Below are 17,077 nucleotides of genomic sequence, written 5' to 3'. Positions count from 1 at the left end.
TAGAGGGGGCAAGATTTTCGACGTTCGCGGCTCTCTCTGGCCGCAATTTGACGCGCGCCGGGCGCTGACCCGCAACCATCTGGGGATACACAATGAACTCTCGCACTCGTGCGCTCTGGGCGACCACCGCCCTCGTCAGCGGCATGCTCCTCGCGGGCGCCGCCTCGGCCCAGTCGTCGGGCACGGACGCCGCTGAAGGCACCGTGGTCGACACCGTTGTCGTCACTGGCATCCGCGGCCCGCGCACCATCTCGGGCGCCGTCGTCGCCCAGACGGTCGACAAGACCCGCTCGACCATCACGCAAGAGTATATCAGCCGCCAGCAGTCCGGTCAGTCGATCATCTCGCTGCTGAACAACGTCCCGGGCCTGAACTTCACCAACAACGACCCCTACGGCAACTCGGGCGGCAACATCCGTCTGCGCGGCTTCGACGGCAACCGCGTTTCGCTGACGTTCGACGGCATCCCGCTGAACGACACCGGCAACTATGCGGTGTTCTCCAACCAGCAGGTCGATTCGGAAATCATCGACCGCGCCTCGGTCAACCAGGGCTCGACCGACGTCGACAGCCCGACCGCCTCGGCCAGCGGCGGCACCATCTCCTACGTGACCGCACGTCCGCTGGAAGAAATGGGCGCCCAGATCCGCACCTCGATCGGCAGCTTCAACTACGGCCGCGTCTTCGGCCGCTTCGACACCGGAGCCTTCGGTCCTTGGGGCACGACGGCCTTCATCACCGGTTCGTACACCAACTACGACAAGTGGAAGGGTCCGGGCGAACTGGAGAAGAAGCAGTACAACGGCCGCGTCTTCCAGGACCTGGGCGACGGCGATTTCGCCAGCCTGGCCTTCCACTGGAACGAGAACCGCAACAACTCGTACAACACCTTCATCAACCTTTCGCAGTTCAACCTCGGCCTCAAGCCCGAGAACGACATTGCCTGCTTCCGCCCGATCCCGGGCGCAGGCACGGTGCAGAACGAAGCCACCGGTTCGAGCATCATCACCTACTTCGGCGGCAACGCGACCGGCAGCTGCACCAACGATCACCGCACCCGGATCAACCCCTCCAACACGGGTAACATCCGCGGCCAGTTCAGCTACGGCCTGACCGACAACATCCGCATCACGATCGACCCCTCGTTCCAGTATGTCATCGCCAACGGCGGCGGTTACACCCTGACGAGCGAGCGTGACGACCGTCTGGACCAGAACACCGCGAACAACCTGGGCACCGCCGGCGCTATCGCCGCTCCCACGGCGGCCCAGTGCATCAGCGCGGCCATCCTGAACACCGGCACGGACCTGAACGGGGACGGCGACAGCTGCGACAACGTCGGCCTGTACACGCCGTCGAACACCAACACCCGCCGCTATGGCGTGCTGTCCTCGCTGATCTGGGACATCAACGACGACAACCGCGTCCGCATCTCGTACACCAACGACTACGGTCGTCACCGTCAGACGGGTGAGGCGATCCGCTACAACGCCGACGGTTCGGTGCCGGAAGTGTTCGCCGGCGAGAACACCTGGGGCAACGAAGATCTGCGCGTCTTTGGCCGCGACGGTTCCTATCTGCGGAGCCGCGACCGGTTCTCGATCGCCCTGCTGAACCAGATCTCGGCCGAATGGCGCGGTCAGTTCATGGACGACGCCCTGTCGGTGACCCTGGGCGTGCGCGCTCCGTTCTTCACCCGCGACCTGAACCAGTTCTGCTTCTCGCAGAGCGGCACCTCGAACGTGCGCTGCACGACCGAGACGCCGTCGTTCACCCTGGCCAACGGCAACGTCAACTTCGCTTCGACGGGCTCGTCGCAGTTCATTCGTCCTTACTCCCAGACGCTGAAGTACGACGCCGTCCTGCCGAACCTGGGCGCAAGCTACCGCTTCCTGGACAACAACTCGGTCTACGCCAGCTACGCCGAAGGCATCTCGCTGCCGCGCACCGACAACCTGTACCAGCCGGTCCGCAACGCCGCCGGCGCCCTGGACTTCTCCAGCGTTCAGCCGGAGACCACCAAGTCCTATGACGTCGGCTATCGCTACACCTCCTCGACCCTGATCGCCTCGATCGCGGCCTGGTCGGTGTCGTTCGAAAACCGGATCGTGACCTCGTTCGATAACGATCCGGCCTCGCCGACCTTCAACCTGTCGATCGACCGTAACCTGGGTTCGGTCGAGCAGTCGGGCGTCGACGCCCAGTTCGAATACGCCCTGGCCGACAACTTCTCGGTCGGCGGTTCGGCCTCGTACAACACCTCGGAAGTCCAGGACGACGTCCCGCTGGGCACCGGCCGCTTCCTGCCGACGACCGGCAAGTCGCTGGTCGAGACGCCGGAGTGGACCTACAGCCTGCGCGCCAACTGGGATGTGACCGAGAACTGGTCGCTGGGCCTGCAAGGCAAGTATGTCGGCGAACGCTTCACCACCGACGTCAACGACGAAAAGACCCCTGAGTACACCGTCGTCGACTTCGACAGCCGCTACGACCTGACCGACACCTTCGGCATCCGTAACGCCTTCGTTCAGTTCAACGTCACGAACCTGTTCGACGAAGAATATCCGGCCTCGATCTCGTCGGGTAACAACGCGATCACCATCGACGTCGATCCGTCGGCGGCCGTGTTCAACCAGAACGGCGTGGTCCGCACCTTCTCGCTCGGCGCGCCGCGCACGATGATGCTGACCCTGGGCACGAGCTTCTAAGCTCGAACCCGGCACGAAACTGGATCAGGGCGGCCCTTCGCGGGGCCGCCCTTTTCTTTTGTCCTGAACCGGCTTTCGTGCCCCGGCATTGAAGTGGGGGGAGGGGGTCGCTATCTGGCGCGGTCCTCCACCGTTCTCTCCAAGGAAGTCTCCTGCCCATGGCCGTCTCGCCGATCCCCGCCGAATGGTCGCCTCACCGGGCGATGTGGGTCGGCTGGCCCAGCCACGAAGCGCTGTGGGTCGATAATCTCGCCGACGCCCAGGCTGAGGTGGAGGCGCTGGTTCTCGCTCTCGCGGGGCCGGGCCGGGAGCAGGTCAAGCTGATGATCGGCAGCGAAGAGGCGCTGGCGGATGCCCAGGCGCGGTTCGACGGCGTGGCGGGCGTGACCGTCGTGCCGGGCCGATTCGGCGACATCTGGCTGAGGGACACGGGGCCGATCTTCGGCGAGGGCTCGAAGACGGCGGCGGCCTTCCGTTTCAACGGCTGGGGCGGCCAGTTCGAGATGGAGTTCGACGATACGGTCGCGGACCAGATCGGCGAACAGTCGGGCGTACCGCTGAGCCGCAATGATTTCATCCTTGAGGGCGGGGCTCTCGACCACGACGGGGCCGGAACGATCCTGACCACGCGCCAGTGCCTGTTGAACCCGAACCGCAATACCGGATGGACCGAGGCGAAGGCCGAGGCCCTGCTGGGCGAGGCGCTGGGCGCGACGCGGGTGATCTGGCTCGGTGACGGGCTGTTGAACGACCACACCGACGGTCACGTCGACAATCTGGCGCGGTTCGTCGCGCCGGGCGTCGTGGCCTGTCCGGTCGCCTTCGGGGCCGATGATCCGAACGCGGAGGTTTACGACGCCTGCGCACGCGATCTGGCCGAGGCCGGCTTCAAGGTCGTGCGAATTCCTTCGCCGGGGCGGCTGGAGGACGCGGACGGCGAGCCGATCCCGGCCAGCCACATGAACTTCCTGATCGCCAACGGCGCCGTCGTCGTGCCGACCTATGGCAATGAAGCCGCAGCCCGCATGGCCGGAGAGGCCCTTGCCTCGGTCTTCCCGGACCGCGAGATCATCCTGTCGCCGTCGATCAACGTCCTTACGGGCGGCGGATCCTTCCACTGCATCTCACAGCAGGAGCCCGCCTGATGGCCCGCACGATCTCGGTTGCAGCGCTCCAGACCGCCTACGGCGAAGACATGGAGGCCAATATCAACAAGACCGCCGACCTCGTGCGCGAGGCGGCGTCGAAGGGCGCGCAGGTCATCCTGCCCAGCGAACTGTTCCAGGGGCCGTATTTCTGCGTCTCCCAGGAAGAGAAATGGTTCGGCACGGCGTATCCGTGGCGCGAGCACCCGGCCGTGATCGCCATGGCCGGGGTGGCGAAGGATCTCGGCGTCGCCATCCCCGTCTCGATCTTCGAACGCGAGGGGCCGCACTATTTCAACTCGATGGTCATGCTGGACGCCGACGGCTCGCCGCTGGGCGTCTATCGCAAAAGCCACATCCCCGACGGACCCGGCTATCAGGAAAAATACTACTTCCGCCCGGGCGATACGGGCTTCAAGGTCTGGGACACCCGCTTCGGGCGGGTCGGCGTCGGCATCTGCTGGGACCAGTGGTACCCGGAGACGGCGCGGGCGATGATGCTGCAGGGCGCCGAGGTGCTGTTCTATCCGACCGCGATCGGGTCCGAGCCGCATGACGCCGAACTGCATACGGCCGAGCCGTGGCGCCGCGCCATGCAGGGCCATGCCGTCTCCAACGTCGTGCCGGTCGTGGGCGCGAACCGGATCGGGCATGAGACGGTGACGCCGACCGGCCAGTCCTTCTACGGCCACTCCTTTATCTCGGATCACCGGGGCGATCTGGTCGAGAGCTTCGGCGCGGATGAGGAGGGCGTGCTGGTTCACAGCTTCGACCTCGACTACCTCGACCGGCACCGGGCGGCATGGGGTTTCTTCCGCGACCGGCGGACGGACCTCTACGGCGCCCTGACGGCGCCGCGTCCGGCCTGAACCGGGGACGGCAGCCCGCGGAAGCCCGTGGTGTTGCCGGTGACGACATTGCCGGCCGGCCGGTCGCCGTCGTCGGCGCTTGATCCGAACGGGTAGCCGGCGTCGTCGCCGCAGTAGCGCCGGCGGCCTTCGCGTGAACCAACGACGATCGGACGAGGCGTTAGCCAGGCCGCGCCTTCGAAACGGTTGCCGGTGATGAGGTTGTGCGACGGGGTCTGGTGACGGATCACGCCGTCCTCGCCGCAGTTCCGATAGAGGAAGACGCCGCCGCGGCCGCGGAGGTCGAAGCGGTTGTCCTCGATGCGGTTGCGGGCCGAGCCGTCGACGGCGATCTGTTCGCGGGCTGTGCGAATGTCGAAGACGACGTCGCGGATCACGGCGCCGGCGCTCTCGGCGTCTAGATAGACGGCCGTGGAGACGGACTGGCCGCGAAAGCCGCCGCCGGTCATGCGGAGGCCGGTTGCGCCGGGGCCGATGTAGAGCGGGATCGACCCGGTGGCGACGAACGCGACAGTGTCGAGCGTCAGGCCGCTGGGAGCCGCCGCCTGAGCCGCTGCGGTATGGCCGGGTGTGCGCGACGAGACGCGCAAGGCGTCGATGTCGTCGCGGCCGAGGCCCCAGACGCGCAGGTTGCCGTGGATCGTGCAGCGGGTGATGCGGATATCGCGAGGGACGCTCCAGCCGGCGCCTTCGCGACGGGACCAGATGGCGACGGTCGGGTCGCGGGTCGTGCTGGGCTGGCCCGGCACGCCGACCGAGCCTCCATTGCAGTCGAGGCCCGCACCCGAGGCCTCGGCGCCTTCGAACACGAGGCGCCGCCGGATGGCGGCGCCCGGCGGGAGGGCGGCGAAACAGGTCAGGCGGACGGCGGGCGCATCGGCGGCGGCCGGGGCGGTGAGGGCCGCGACCTCGGCCGATGAGCAGGGACGGGCGACGACCGGGTCAGGCGCCAGAAGGGCGAGCAGGACCACAGCAGACATCGGTGGCCCTAGGGTATGGGCATGGCGAGGGCGGCACGCTCGGCGGCGCAGGCGGGGCTGGTCAGACCGGCCGCACGGGCGCGGGCGATCTCCTCGCGGGCGACGACGGCGTCAGCCTGATACGCCGGCGTGGCGGCGATCTGCCGGAAGGCGGCCACACCCAGTTTCTCGCCCTCGGCGACGTCGGAAGGGTAGTGCATGCCGCAGACCATCCGGCTGACTGCGATTTCGTGGCCGATGCGAGTCGCCTCGGCGGCGTGGTCCGGGGCCAGCGCGGCGATGGCCTCGCCATAGGCCGAGCCGACCGTGGCGCTTCCCGATGGGTAGGAGGGGCTGGCGCGACCGGCGGGCGAGACAACCGTGCAGGCCGGGCGCTCCAGATCGGCGCCGACAGGGCGGGGGCGGAAGGCGCGGGCCTTGGCCAATTCCGCAGCCTCGTTGGCGTCACGCAGGATGCGTTCGAGGATCGACACCAGCCGGGGCGAATCCTCTGCGGTCAGACGAAAGCCCAGGGCGCAATCGAAATGGGCGAGGGCGATCGTGGGGCGCAGCTCGGCGTGGCGGGTGGCCAGCATCCAGCGGTCCGTGTTCTCCAACGCGCGCATACGGTTGGAGGCTGCGACGTCGGTCAGATCCTGGGGCGAACCGGCGACGGGCGCCGATGGTACGGCATCAGCCAGGGCCTGGATGGCCGCATGGTCAAGGTAGCTTGCGGGCGGGGTCGCTTGGCGGGCGTGGGCCGGCACGGTCATGATGCAGGCGGCGGCGAGGATCAGGGCGGCGCGTTTCACTGTCCGGCGCTCCAGGTCAGCTGGACCGAGGTCGGGCCATCCTCGGTGGCCGAGGCGACGACCTGAAAGCTGGCTCCACTGTCGGTGCTGGCGGCGCCATAGGCGCGAGCATCACCCTGGTTCATGGCCATGGCCGTCGTCAGGCCGGCAGCCTCGGCGCGGCCGCGGTGGAAGGCGATTACCGCGTCGGGGTCCGCGTCGGTCGTGTAGGTGGCGACTCCGCCCGGGCCGGACGGTCCGGAGGCTGTGACGGCAGGGGCGTCAAGGACGCCGCCGGGATAGAGGACGGTAAAGGCAGGCGCGCCGGGTGCGGCGGCGGAACCTCCGGCCGGAGCGGGGGGCGTTGCGGCTGTCGTCGGCACGACGTCAGCCGCGGGCGGCGCCGCTTCGGCGGATGCTGCCGGTTCGGGGACCTCGGCGGACGCAGGACTCTCGGCCTTCGGGCCGCAGGCCGCAGGCAATGCGGCTGCGCACGAGAGCGCGATAACCGCCAGAATACGCTTCATTCCGTGTCGTCCCTGAGACCTGTTCTTCTCCCACCGTGGCCTATCGGTGGGGCGGCAGCAAGGCAGTCAGCCGGTCGCGGCGTCTGCATCCGTGGGGCGCCTGCCCTCGGCGGGATCGGCGTCCCCTTCGCCCGGGGCGACACCGGTGTTGACGATAGCTTTGGGATCGCCATCGGACGGCGGCTGGGGAGCTGCGCTCGCGCGGCCATGATCCGCCATGAGGCGATCGACGGCGGCCTGATCTGGATCGTCATCGGAGCCCGTAGCCGCCCCACCCTGAAGGGAGCCGGCGCGCGTGTCGGAGCCCACGCCAGATCCGGTAAGCGCCTCGTTAAGCGCGTCCGGCGTGCGGCCCAGGTCGGGACGTTCGCCCATGTCCTCGGCTTCGACGGCTTCGGGAGTTTCGGGCTTGGCGTCGGTCATGGAGGGCTCCTGCATTCGGTGAAGGTTGAAGGCCCGGCGCGGCCCCCGGTTCCGGAGAGTGCAACACAAGATATATCGTGCTCTTGTGCATCCCGACAAAAGATATATCGTATAGACATGACGAATGACAAAGGAGCGAACATGTTCGGACATCACAGAATGAAGCACGGCTGGCGCGACCATCGCTGCGGGCCGGAAGGCGAGGGGCGTGGTCGTGGCCACGGCCATGGGCGGGGTCGCTTCGGCGGGCCCGGAATGTTCGGCGGACGCGGCGGCCCCGGCCGGCGCATGTTCGGCCCGGGCGACCTCAGGATCGTGGCCCTGGCCCTGATCGAGAAGGAGCCGCGCCACGGCTACGACCTGATCAAGGCGATCGAGGCCATGTTCGGCGGGGCCTATGCGCCGTCGCCGGGCGTGGTCTACCCGACCCTGTCGATGCTGGCCGACGAAGGCCTGATCGCGGGCGTCGAGGATGCATCCGGCAAGCGTGTCTTCTCATTGACCGGGGCCGGACAGGCCTGGCTGGACGAGAACCGCACGGCCGTCGACGGCGTCATGCAGCGTATGGTGCTTGCGGCGCGGCTGATCTCCGGCGAGCAGACGCCGGACGTGGTCAAGGAGGCGCTGCATACACTGCGCCAGGCCGTTATCATGAAGCCCGGCGACTGGTCGGATCCCGAGACCGCCCGGGTCGTAGAGAGCCTGATGAAGGCGGTCCGTGAGGTCAGCGGGCAGTAGGCCTTCGGGCAAAAGAGAAGGGGCCGCGATCGCTCGCGGCCCCTTTTTGTGCGCCATCGCCCGGCTCACGGAGCCTCGCTGCTTGAGCGCGGCCTACTTGCCGAAAAGCTTGGCCCAGCGGCGCTTGTCGCGGTTTTTCCAGGCGCCGCGATGGTACGCGTCGGAGCCGATCAGCGGAACGACCGTGGTGGCCTCTGCGAAGACCATCTGTTCGTGGGTGGTCTGGACCTTGCCCCAGGAGGCGGCTTCCTTGAGCGTCGACGACGAGCAGGCGCCGTCGCGGACATCGGCGACCGTGATCTGGACCGCATACCGGTGCATTTCGGCCTCGATGCCGAGGATTTCGGCGCAGACGACCGTGTCCTGCGCAAAGTTCTTCGGCACCCCGCCGCCGACCATGAACAGGCCGGTCACGCCTGCGGCGATCTTGATGTCGGTCAGTTCGCGGAAGTCGGCGACCGCGTCGATCATCAGGTACGGTTTGCCCTCGGCGATCCGCTCCTTCTGGTGCTTGACCAGGCCGAAGCCGGCCGAGGAGTCGACGAAAGCCGGGCAGAAGATCGGCACGCCTTCCTCATAGGCGGTCTGGATCAGGGAGCCGGGCTTCTTCGCGTTGCCTTCCGACAGCCATTTGCCCATTTCCCAGATGAACTCGCGGCTCGAGTAGGCGCGCGGCTCCAGCGCGTTGCAGATCTCCAGGATCGTGTGGTCGCAGTTCTGGAGCTCTTCCTCGTCGATATAGGTGTCGTAGATCCGGTCGATGTAGTTGTCGCGCAGGACGTTGTCGTCCACCTCCCCGGCGGCCTGGTAGTGTTTGAAGCCAAGGGCCTCGAAGAAATCCATGTCGACGATCGAGGCGCCGGTGGCGACGATCGCGTCGATCATGCCGAACTTCACCATGTCGCGGTACACATGCATGCAGCCGCCGGCCGAGGTCGAGCCGGCCAGGATCAGCCACGGCGAGCAGTCCTTGTCCTCGATGGCCATGGAGAAGATGTCGGCGGCGCGGGCGGTGTCGCGCGACGAGAAGCTCATCTTGCGCATGGCGTCTACGATCGGACGGGCGTCGAACGAGGTGATGTCGATGTGTTCGACGACGTTCTGGAGCAGCTCGGCCTTGGTGTTTTTTTGAACGGGAGCGTTCATTGCAAGGGTTTCCCTTTGGTTTGAGCGCCCGTCGTCAAAATCAACAGCGGCCCGGACGGAGCGACGGGCTGCTGTGTGTCGTCTAGTCAGGAAACGTGACGAAGGTCAGACCGTTTCGACGATCGTCGGCTTCATCGCATTGGCCTCGTTCGCCTGCCGGATCCAGCCCGGGAGCATCACGGCGTCGACGATCCACCAGATCGTCATCGGGATGCCCAGATAAGGACCGAGCATCCCGGTCATAATCCAGGTCACGAAACCCGCCGCCGCCATGCCGAGCGCCGATTTCCAGCGGCCGACGTAGAGGCGGTGTCCGCCGACCCAGCCCAAGAACAGCCACAGGACATAGCCGATCAGCACCGTGCGGCGGCCGTCCCACTGTTTGATCGAGGGATCCGAAGCCAGGAACTGAGCATGAGCCAGGTCATGCATCATCTGCTGATGGCTGGGACCCGCCGCGCCGTAGTCGACACTGGGCCCCGGATCGGACTGACCGGACGAGTCGGACATCACACCCCTCCCAAGCGTTGCCTTTCGGGAAGGTGTGGCGCCGACCCGCGCCGTTCACAAGCCAATGTTACTTGCGGCTCTTCCTCCGCTGACCGGCCTTGCCTTTCGGACGAGACAGGCGAACGATCTTGCGGGCCTGCTCTTCCGCCGTGGTGCGCACGGTCGGAATGGAGCGGGGAGCGAGGCCGTAGAGCGAAGCCATGGGGGCGTCCTCGACCACGGCGACGTCGTGCTCGCCATAGCCGTTGAAGCCCGTCGACATGGCGACGCCGTAGGCGCCCAGCATGCCGATCTCGATGAAGTCGCCCTCACGGATGTCGGCCGGCAGCCAGAACGGACCCGGCATGTGGTCGATCGAATCGCAGGTCGGTCCGTAGAACTGGAACGGCTTCAACTCGTCCGAGCTTTCGCCGTCCCGGACCAGCTTGGTCGGGAAGGGCCAGCGCGAGTGGGTCGCGTCGAAGAGAGAGCCATAGGACCCGTCGTTCAGATACAGGGCGTCGCCCTTGCGCAGATCGACGCGGGCCAGAACCGACGAGGATTCGGCGACCAGGGCCCGGCCGGGCTCGCACCACAGCTCGGTGGTTTCCGACACCGGCATCTCGTTGAAGCCGCGATGGATGGCGTCGGCGTATTCGCTCATGTCCGGCGGGACCATGCCCGGATAGACCGAGGGGAAACCGCCGCCGATGTCGACGATGTCCACAATCACGCCGGCCCGCGAGATGGCGCGACCGACCTGGGCCATGGCGGCCTGATAGGCGGTCGGACGCATGCACTGCGAACCCACGTGGAAGCAGACGCCCATCAACCCATCCTTGACCGCGCGACGCACGGACAGCAGCAGGGCCGGGGCCTGATCGGTCGAGACGCCGAACTTGCCCGACAGGGAGTAGGCCGCGCCGTCGGCGGAAACCGCCATGCGCACGAGCAGATTCAGATCCGTCGCGCCGCCGGTGGCGTCGAGGATCTTCTGCAGCTCGTCCTCGCAATCGAGCGAGAAGGTGCGGACGCCGTGATCGAAATACGCCCTGGTGATCGCCGAACGGCTTTTCACCGGGTGCATGAAGGCGATGCGCGCGTCGGGATCGACCGAGCGCACGAGTTCGATCTCGGCGATCGAAGCCGCATCATAGCCTTTGACGCCGACGTCCTTCAGGGCCTCGATGACCCACCGCGAAGGGTTGGCCTTCACAGCATAGAAGACGTCAGCCTTTAGATTATCCTGGAACCAGCGCGCCGCTACGGAAACCGAACGCGGCCGCACGAGTGCGACTGGACGTTCAGGGGACCGCTCGCGGACCAGGTCCAGGGGAAATGGATACGTGCGCAATTCACGTAAACCCCTGTAATTGTTAAACCCAGACCGGCGTTAGCAGCGCAACGTTAGACCTACGGGGTCCGCCGGAAGCAGCGCATGTAGGGTCACGGACCTGTCATGTAAAGCGGTTTTTTCGTGACGTGGCCTGACGGGAGGCGGGGGTGCTCCGGGTCCTGAACATGTTTGATTTCAAAGGCGGAGGCGCTGCGGCGCGGTCACGCTGGACGTCTGCTCTCGCCGCGTGGCATTAAGACTTGCCGGACCGCCTTTCTCGCGTCATTCGGCGCCTGTTTCGTCAGCCGCCCACAGCGAGTTCATGAGTTCATCAGCCGTTAGCTCCGCGCCCGGCCCCCTCGTGGCTGGGCTCGTCCTGGCCCGCGACGTGTCCAAGACCTTCGGATCCCGAAAGGCGCTGGACGGCGTTTCTGTGTCTGTCGCCGCCGGAGAGATGGTCGCGCTGATTGGTCCGTCCGGGTCGGGCAAGTCCACCCTGCTGCGTTCCATCACCGGCCTGCAGACCATCGACGCCGGGCCCGGCCAGATCGATGTCTTCGGCGTCTGCGTTCAGAAGAACGGCCGCACGACGGGAGCGGTGCGCGCCGCGCGCCAGAAGCTGGGCATGATATTCCAGCAGTTCAATCTGGTCGGCCGGTTGAGCCTGTTCACCAACGTCATGCTGGGCGCCCTGGGGCGTCTGCCGGGCTGGCAGGGTCTGTTCGGGGCCTGGCCCGGCGCGGACAAGGACAAGGCCATGGCCGCCCTGCACCGGGTGGGCGTCTCCGACTACGCCGCCCAGCGCGCCAATACGCTTTCCGGCGGCCAGCAGCAGCGCGGCGCCATCGCCCGGGCCCTGGTCCAGGGCGCCCAGGGCATCCTGGCCGACGAGCCCGTCGCCTCGCTGGACCCCGTCTCCGCCCGCAAGGTCATGGAGCTGCTGGTCGAACTGAACCGGCGCGACGGCCTCGGCGTCATCGTCACCTTGCACCAGGTCGACTACGCCATCCGATATTGCGACCGGGTGATCGCGCTGAAGGCCGGCAAGGTCGTCTACGACGGCCCGTCGACCAGCCTCGACACCAAGCAATTGATCGACATCTACGGTCCCGAGTTCGAGGACGCGTTCTGGGAAACCAAGGCATGACCTTCGCCTCATTCACCCGCCGGGCCGGTCTGGTCGGCGCCGCGATCGCCCTGCTCGGCCTCCCGGCCTGCGGCGGCGGGGATGACGCCAAGTCGGGCGGCGCGCCGTCCAAGATCACCTTCTCCATCCTGTCGGCGGAAGGCCAGGCCTCGGCCGGCCCGCTGTGGCAGCCGCTGCTGGAGGACATGTCCGAGGCGATCGGCGTCGAGGTGGAGCCCTTCTTTGGCTCGAACTACACCGTGCTGGTCGAGGCCATGCGCGGCAACCAGACCCAGGTCGCCTGGTTCTCGGCCAAGCCGGCGGTCGAGGCCATCGACCGCGCCGACGCCGAGGTCATCGCCCGCACGGTCAACAAGGAAGGCCTCGACAGCTATCGCTCGACCCTGGTCGTCAAGACTGGCTCGGGCATCACGCTCGATCAGGTCCTTGCCTGCGGCAAGCGGTTCGACTTCGGCATCGGCGACGCCCAGTCGACCTCGGGAACGCTGGCCCCCATGGCCTTCCTGTTCAACCCGCGCAATATCGTCCCGGCCCAGTGCTTCGCCACCGTGCGTTCGGCCAATCACCAGGCCAACGCCTTCGCCGTGGCCACGGGCGTGGTCGATGTGGCGACCTCGAACACCGTCAACACGGTCTTCCTGAACCGCCAGAATCCGGCCATTGCGGCGCAGATCACCGAGATCTGGCAGTCCCCGCCGATTCCGGAATCGGGCATCCTGGTGCGCAGCGACCTTGATCCCGCGATCAAGGAAAAGATCCGCAGCTTCTTCCTGACCTACGGCCAGGGCGAGGGCGTGGAAGCCGATCGGCAGCGCCAGGTGCTCGCAGGACTGGAGTATTCCCAGTTCCGTTCGGCGGACGACAGCTACCTGAACCCGATCCGCGAGATGATCGCCGACCAGAAGCTGCAGGAAGCCCGCGAGAAGGGCGACACCGCCGGCGTCACCGCCGCCGAGGCCGAACTGCAACGTCTGCGCGCGCTCCGTGAGGTCCAGCCTTGACCGACGGCGTTCTCCCGACCGGCTCCATTCCCAAGCATCCGTCGAAGTCGATGGGGGCCTGGGCGCTTGACGTCCTGATCTGGGGCGGGGTCCTGGCCCTGCTCGTCTACAGTGTCGGCGACGTCGACCTGGGCAACCTGTCGCGCCTGTTCACGAACAGCGCCAACATCCAAACCTTCGCCAGCGACCTGCTGAAGCCGAATTTCGCCAACTGGCGACTGTTCGTGGAGCAGATGTGGCTGACGGTTCAGATCGCGCTGTGGGGCACCTTCCTTGCGGTCTTCCTGGCCGTGCCGTTGGGCCTGGCCGCAGCCCGCAACATCGCACCGGTCTGGGTTGTGACGCCGGTCCGCTGGGTCATGAACCTGCTGCGTTCGATCCCCGACCTTGTCATCGGCCTGCTGTTCATCGTGGCCGTAGGTCTTGGACCGCTCGCGGGCGTCCTGGCCATTACGCTGAACACGGCCGGCGTCCTGGCCAAGCTGTTCTCGGAAGCGGTCGAGTCGATCGACAAGGGACCGGTCGAAGGGGTGCGCGCCACAGGCGCTTCGGGCCTTCATGAGATTGTGTGGGGGGTGATCCCGCAGGTCGCGCCGCTTTGGACCTCGTTCGCCCTTTACCGGTTCGAATCGAACAGCCGGTCGGCGACGGTCCTGGGTCTCATCGGCGCGGGCGGGATCGGTCAGGTGCTGTTCGACAGCATGAACGCCTTCGACTTCCGCTCGGTGTCGGCCATCGTCATCATCGTCGTCATCGCCGTGACCTTGATCGACATGCTGTCACAGGCCATGCGCAAACGTCTGCTTTAAGCGTCGCACATTCGCTCCGCTCGAGAGACCGCCTGATGTCGTCCATCCTGCCTCGCCGGCTTTTCGTCGCCGGAACCGCCGTCATGGCCCTGACCGTCGCCGCCTGCGGGCAGGGCGGGGGGCAAAGGAACGGCATCTGGGCGGCGGGATCCTCGACCGTCTTCCCGTTCGCGACCCGGGTGGCAGAGAATTTCGGGCGCAACAATCCGGAAGGCGCTCCGCCGCGCGTTGAGGCCCTGGGCACCGGCGGCGGCATCCAGGCCTTCTGTCAGGGCGTGGGCCCGTCCACCCCGGACATCGCCAATGCTTCGCGGCCGATGAAGCGGTCCGAGTTCGACAAATGCGCGGAGAATGGCGTCACAGAGATCGTCGAACTGAAGATCGGCTATGACGGTATCGTCGTCGCCACGGCGCGCAACGGGGCCAGCTTCAACTTCCAGCTCAACGATCTCTACGAAGGCCTGGCCAAGGAATCGCCCGGGCCGAACGGGACCTTCGTGCCGAACCCGGCCCGGACGTGGGCCGACATCAATCCTTCGCTGCCGAACCAGCGTATCCAGGTCTATGGCCCGCCGCCGACATCGGGCACGCGCGACGCCTTCCTGGAACTGGGCATGACCCCGGGCGCCAAGCTCATCCCGGCGGTCGCCGCCGTGGAAGATCAGGACGAGGACCGGTTCGAGGCATTGGCCCACACGGTGCGCGAGGACGGCGCCTGGGTCGACTCGGGGGAGAACGACAACGCCATCCTCCAGACCCTGACCCGGACGCCGGGCTCGCTGGGCGTGTTCGGCTTCTCGTTCCTGGAGCAGAACCTCGACACGGTGAAGGCCGAGACCATCGACGGCATCGCCCCCAGCCCGGAGACGATTTCAAACGGAACCTATCCGCTGGCGCGGAGCCTCTACATCTATGTGAAGAAGGCCCACATCGGCGTGACGCCGGGCCTGCAGGAATTCCTGATCGAGTTTACCTCCGAGGCCGCCGTGGGCCGGGGCGGCTATCTGCAGGACCGCGGTCTGGTGCCGCTGCCGGAGGCGGAATTGATCCAGCAACGCGCCATCGCCACGGCACTGACGCCCATGGCGCGGCCGGACTAGTCGAAATAGCCGGATTCCTGAAAACGGAGTCCAGATAGTCCGTTGAGTCCCGTTTCCGTGTTCCGGGAGCGGTGATGTCAAAGACCGGGCCGGAGGATACCACCCCTCAGAACAGTGATGGATACAGAGCGCGATCTCCAACAAATAATCTTTGAAAACCGTGACTTGACCCGTCGAGCAATGGTGGGTCTGCGGGCGATCAGGCCGCCGCTGCTCTGCGCCGAACCCGGGCGATGCGGCGGAGCCGGCGCCAGAAGCGTCCGCGCTCGGGCTCCGGATAGGGCTCAAGGTTCTGCACGAATTGTTCGGCCGAGGCGCGCCAGCTGAACTTCTCGGCATAGGCGCGGGTGGCGGCGCGGTCGCACTTCAGGGCTTCCAGGCAGGCCGTGCGCAGGTCCTCGTCGATGGCTCCGGCGTTCGAGCCGGGGACCAGGTCGATGGGGCCGTGAGCGGGGTAGGCCGCAACGGGCGTGCCGGTGGCCATGGCCTCCAGGATCACCAGGCCGAAGGTGTCGGTCCAGCTGGGGAAGACGAAGACGTCGGCGTCGCGGAAGCAGCGCGCGAGTTCCTCGCCGAAGCGGGCGCCCAGGAATTTCGCCTCGGGATATTTGGCTTCCAGCTCGGCGCGGGCAGGGCCGTCCCCGACGACGATCTTGGTGCCCGGCAAGTCAGTTTCGAGGAAGGCCTCGATGTTCTTTTCGACGGCGACGCGGCCGACGTTCAGCCAGTAGGGGCGCGGCCAGTCCTTGCCGCCCAGGTCATCGAAGATGCGCTCCAGATCGGGACGGAACTGTTCTGTGTCGACGCCCCGCGTCCAGGGCGAGATATTCTTGAACCCGTGGTCCTCGAGCTCCTTCTTCAGCGTCGGGGTGGCGACCATCAGCCGGCCCGAAGGCTTGTGGAACCATTTCATGTAGGCGTAGCCGACCTGGACGGGGACCGGGAAGCGCGCCGAAATATATTCAGGGAATTTCGTGTGATAGCTGGTCGTGAAGGGCAGTTTCCACTCGACGCAGATGCGGCGGGTGGCGATGCCGATCGGGCCTTCGGTGGCGATGTGCACGGCGTCCGGCTCGATGGCGCGCAGGCGTTCGCGGATCTCTTCCTCGGCGCCCAGGGCCAGTCTTATCTCGGGATAGGTCGGCGCCGCGATGGTGCGGAACTGGCTGGGTTCGATGACGTCGACCTCGTGACCCATGCCGCGGCATTCCGCGACGGTGCGGGTCAGGGTGCGGACGACGCCGTTGACCTGGGGCTCCCAAGCGTCGGTGGCGAGAACGATGCGCATGTGGGCCGAACGGCTCCGCCTTCTTATCAAGCAGGCAGCTTTAGCGGGTCATGTCGACGAAGGCGAGACAGTCCTACAAAGGCAGGGCGGTGGTGGACTTCACCTCTTCGAGAACAGCATAGGTTCGCGTCTCACGCACCCCGGGCATCCGGGTCAGGACGTCGCCGAGGAAGGCGCGATAGGCATCCATGTCGCCGACCCTCGCCTTGAGCAGATAGTCGAAGCCGCCCGCCACCATATGACATTCCAGAACCTCGGGCTGCCGGCGAACCATGTCAGCGAAGGCTTCGAACTGGTCGCCGGTCGTTCGGTCCAGCAGCACTTCCACGAAGATCATGAGGCCGCGCCCGACCTTGGTCGGGTCGATCAGGGCCGCGTAGCCGATGATGACCCGACGCTCGCGCAGGCGGCGGACCCGCTCGAAACAGGCCGCTGGCGACAGATTGCACCGCCGGGCCAGTTCAGCATTGGATACACGGCCGTCCGCCTGCAGCACCTTCAGAATGCGGCGATCAACGGCGTCCAAATTTTCAACGGTCATATGCGCAATTTTCCGAAGGATCGTCGGCTGAGGTCTCGATCATACGATGCACATTCGGAT

The 17,077-nt window shown here is 66.5% G+C and carries 17 protein-coding genes; 8 read left to right on the top strand and 9 right to left on the bottom strand.

Translation table 11 applies throughout. The features are described from left to right. The first annotated feature begins 92 nt into the window (after window positions 1-92). From ACW17Y_RS14115 to aguB, 3 genes are all read left to right on the top strand, one after another. Window positions 93-2,708: a TonB-dependent receptor gene (locus ACW17Y_RS14115; protein ID WP_492036312.1), complete on the top strand. Its 2,616-nt coding sequence runs from the start codon at window positions 93-95 to the stop codon at window positions 2,706-2,708. A 158-nt stretch (window positions 2,709-2,866) separates the two neighbouring features. Continuing rightward, complete coding sequence (locus ACW17Y_RS14110) at window positions 2,867-3,853, top strand: agmatine deiminase family protein (protein WP_492036311.1); 987 nt, start codon at window positions 2,867-2,869, stop codon at window positions 3,851-3,853. Next, entirely contained in the window at window positions 3,853-4,722 is an 870-nt protein-coding gene (gene aguB / locus ACW17Y_RS14105) for an N-carbamoylputrescine amidase (protein WP_492036310.1), read from the top strand. The genes ACW17Y_RS14110 and aguB overlap by 1 nt, the downstream gene beginning before the upstream one ends. On the opposite strand, the gene ACW17Y_RS14100 is transcribed toward aguB, so the two are convergent. The 4 genes from ACW17Y_RS14100 to ACW17Y_RS14085 all read right to left on the bottom strand — a co-directional run bounded on the left by ACW17Y_RS14100 (window position 4,689) and on the right by ACW17Y_RS14085 (window position 7,422). Continuing rightward, window positions 4,689-5,702 (bottom strand): right-handed parallel beta-helix repeat-containing protein, encoded by a 1,014-nt coding sequence (locus ACW17Y_RS14100; RefSeq protein WP_492036309.1) that lies wholly within the window; start codon window positions 5,700-5,702, stop codon window positions 4,689-4,691. The genes aguB and ACW17Y_RS14100 overlap by 34 nt on opposite strands. A gap of 8 nt (window positions 5,703-5,710) precedes the next feature. After that, the gene (locus ACW17Y_RS14095; RefSeq protein ID WP_492036308.1) at window positions 5,711-6,493 is read right to left on the bottom strand and encodes a phosphatase PAP2 family protein; all 783 of its coding nucleotides are present in this window, start codon (window positions 6,491-6,493) and stop codon (window positions 5,711-5,713) included. Then, window positions 6,490-6,999: a hypothetical protein gene (locus ACW17Y_RS14090; RefSeq protein WP_492036307.1), complete on the bottom strand. Its 510-nt coding sequence runs from the start codon at window positions 6,997-6,999 to the stop codon at window positions 6,490-6,492. The genes ACW17Y_RS14095 and ACW17Y_RS14090 overlap by 4 nt, the downstream gene beginning before the upstream one ends. Before the next feature lie 66 nt (window positions 7,000-7,065). Further along, complete coding sequence (locus ACW17Y_RS14085) at window positions 7,066-7,422, bottom strand: ribonuclease (protein WP_492036306.1); 357 nt, start codon at window positions 7,420-7,422, stop codon at window positions 7,066-7,068. A gap of 141 nt (window positions 7,423-7,563) precedes the next feature. Here ACW17Y_RS14085 and ACW17Y_RS14080 point away from each other — a divergent pair, with 141 nt between their 5' ends. Next, the gene (locus tag ACW17Y_RS14080; protein WP_492036305.1) at window positions 7,564-8,160 is read left to right on the top strand and encodes a PadR family transcriptional regulator; all 597 of its coding nucleotides are present in this window, start codon (window positions 7,564-7,566) and stop codon (window positions 8,158-8,160) included. Between the two features lie 93 nt (window positions 8,161-8,253). On the opposite strand, the gene ACW17Y_RS14075 is transcribed toward ACW17Y_RS14080, so the two are convergent. The 3 genes from ACW17Y_RS14075 to ACW17Y_RS14065 form a co-directional block, all read right to left on the bottom strand. Next, on the bottom strand, window positions 8,254-9,306 hold the full coding sequence (locus tag ACW17Y_RS14075) for a 1,9-bis(guanidino)-5-aza-nonane synthase (RefSeq protein WP_492036304.1): 1,053 nt from the start codon (window positions 9,304-9,306) through the stop codon (window positions 8,254-8,256). A 105-nt stretch (window positions 9,307-9,411) separates the two neighbouring features. Further along, entirely contained in the window at window positions 9,412-9,816 is a 405-nt protein-coding gene (locus ACW17Y_RS14070; protein ID WP_492036303.1) for a TM2 domain-containing protein, read from the bottom strand. Between the two features lie 67 nt (window positions 9,817-9,883). Beyond that, entirely contained in the window at window positions 9,884-11,149 is a 1,266-nt protein-coding gene (locus tag ACW17Y_RS14065) for a type III PLP-dependent enzyme (protein ID WP_492036302.1), read from the bottom strand. A gap of 304 nt (window positions 11,150-11,453) precedes the next feature. Here ACW17Y_RS14065 and phnC point away from each other — a divergent pair, with 304 nt between their 5' ends. From phnC to ACW17Y_RS14045, 4 genes are read left to right on the top strand one after another with little or no spacing between them, the layout of a single operon-like run. After that, the gene (phnC, locus tag ACW17Y_RS14060) at window positions 11,454-12,278 is read left to right on the top strand and encodes a phosphonate ABC transporter ATP-binding protein (RefSeq protein ID WP_492036301.1); all 825 of its coding nucleotides are present in this window, start codon (window positions 11,454-11,456) and stop codon (window positions 12,276-12,278) included. After that, a complete protein-coding gene (gene phnD / locus ACW17Y_RS14055) occupies window positions 12,275-13,279 on the top strand; it encodes a phosphate/phosphite/phosphonate ABC transporter substrate-binding protein (protein WP_492036300.1) in 1,005 nt (334 codons plus the stop codon). Before phnC ends, phnD begins: the two co-directional genes overlap by 4 nt. Before the next feature lie 50 nt (window positions 13,280-13,329). After that, window positions 13,330-14,088 (top strand): phosphonate ABC transporter, permease protein PhnE, encoded by a 759-nt coding sequence (gene phnE, locus ACW17Y_RS14050; protein ID WP_492038310.1) that lies wholly within the window; start codon window positions 13,330-13,332, stop codon window positions 14,086-14,088. Window positions 14,089-14,123: 35 nt separating this feature from the next. Further along, the gene (locus ACW17Y_RS14045) at window positions 14,124-15,188 is read left to right on the top strand and encodes a substrate-binding domain-containing protein (RefSeq protein WP_492036299.1); all 1,065 of its coding nucleotides are present in this window, start codon (window positions 14,124-14,126) and stop codon (window positions 15,186-15,188) included. Window positions 15,189-15,387: 199 nt separating this feature from the next. Here ACW17Y_RS14045 and ACW17Y_RS14040 read toward each other — a convergent pair whose 3' ends face one another. Both ACW17Y_RS14040 and ACW17Y_RS14035 read right to left on the bottom strand, forming a co-directional pair. Beyond that, window positions 15,388-16,476: a glycosyltransferase family 4 protein gene (locus tag ACW17Y_RS14040; protein ID WP_492036298.1), complete on the bottom strand. Its 1,089-nt coding sequence runs from the start codon at window positions 16,474-16,476 to the stop codon at window positions 15,388-15,390. Between the two features lie 73 nt (window positions 16,477-16,549). Continuing rightward, complete coding sequence (locus tag ACW17Y_RS14035; RefSeq protein ID WP_492036297.1) at window positions 16,550-17,017, bottom strand: Lrp/AsnC ligand binding domain-containing protein; 468 nt, start codon at window positions 17,015-17,017, stop codon at window positions 16,550-16,552. Between the last annotated feature and the right edge of the window lie 60 nt (window positions 17,018-17,077).

It is taken from the genome of Brevundimonas sp. AVps7 (assembly GCF_058681545.1).
Note: the sequence above shows the minus strand (reverse complement) of the source record. Positions and strands in the feature narration are given on the sequence as shown.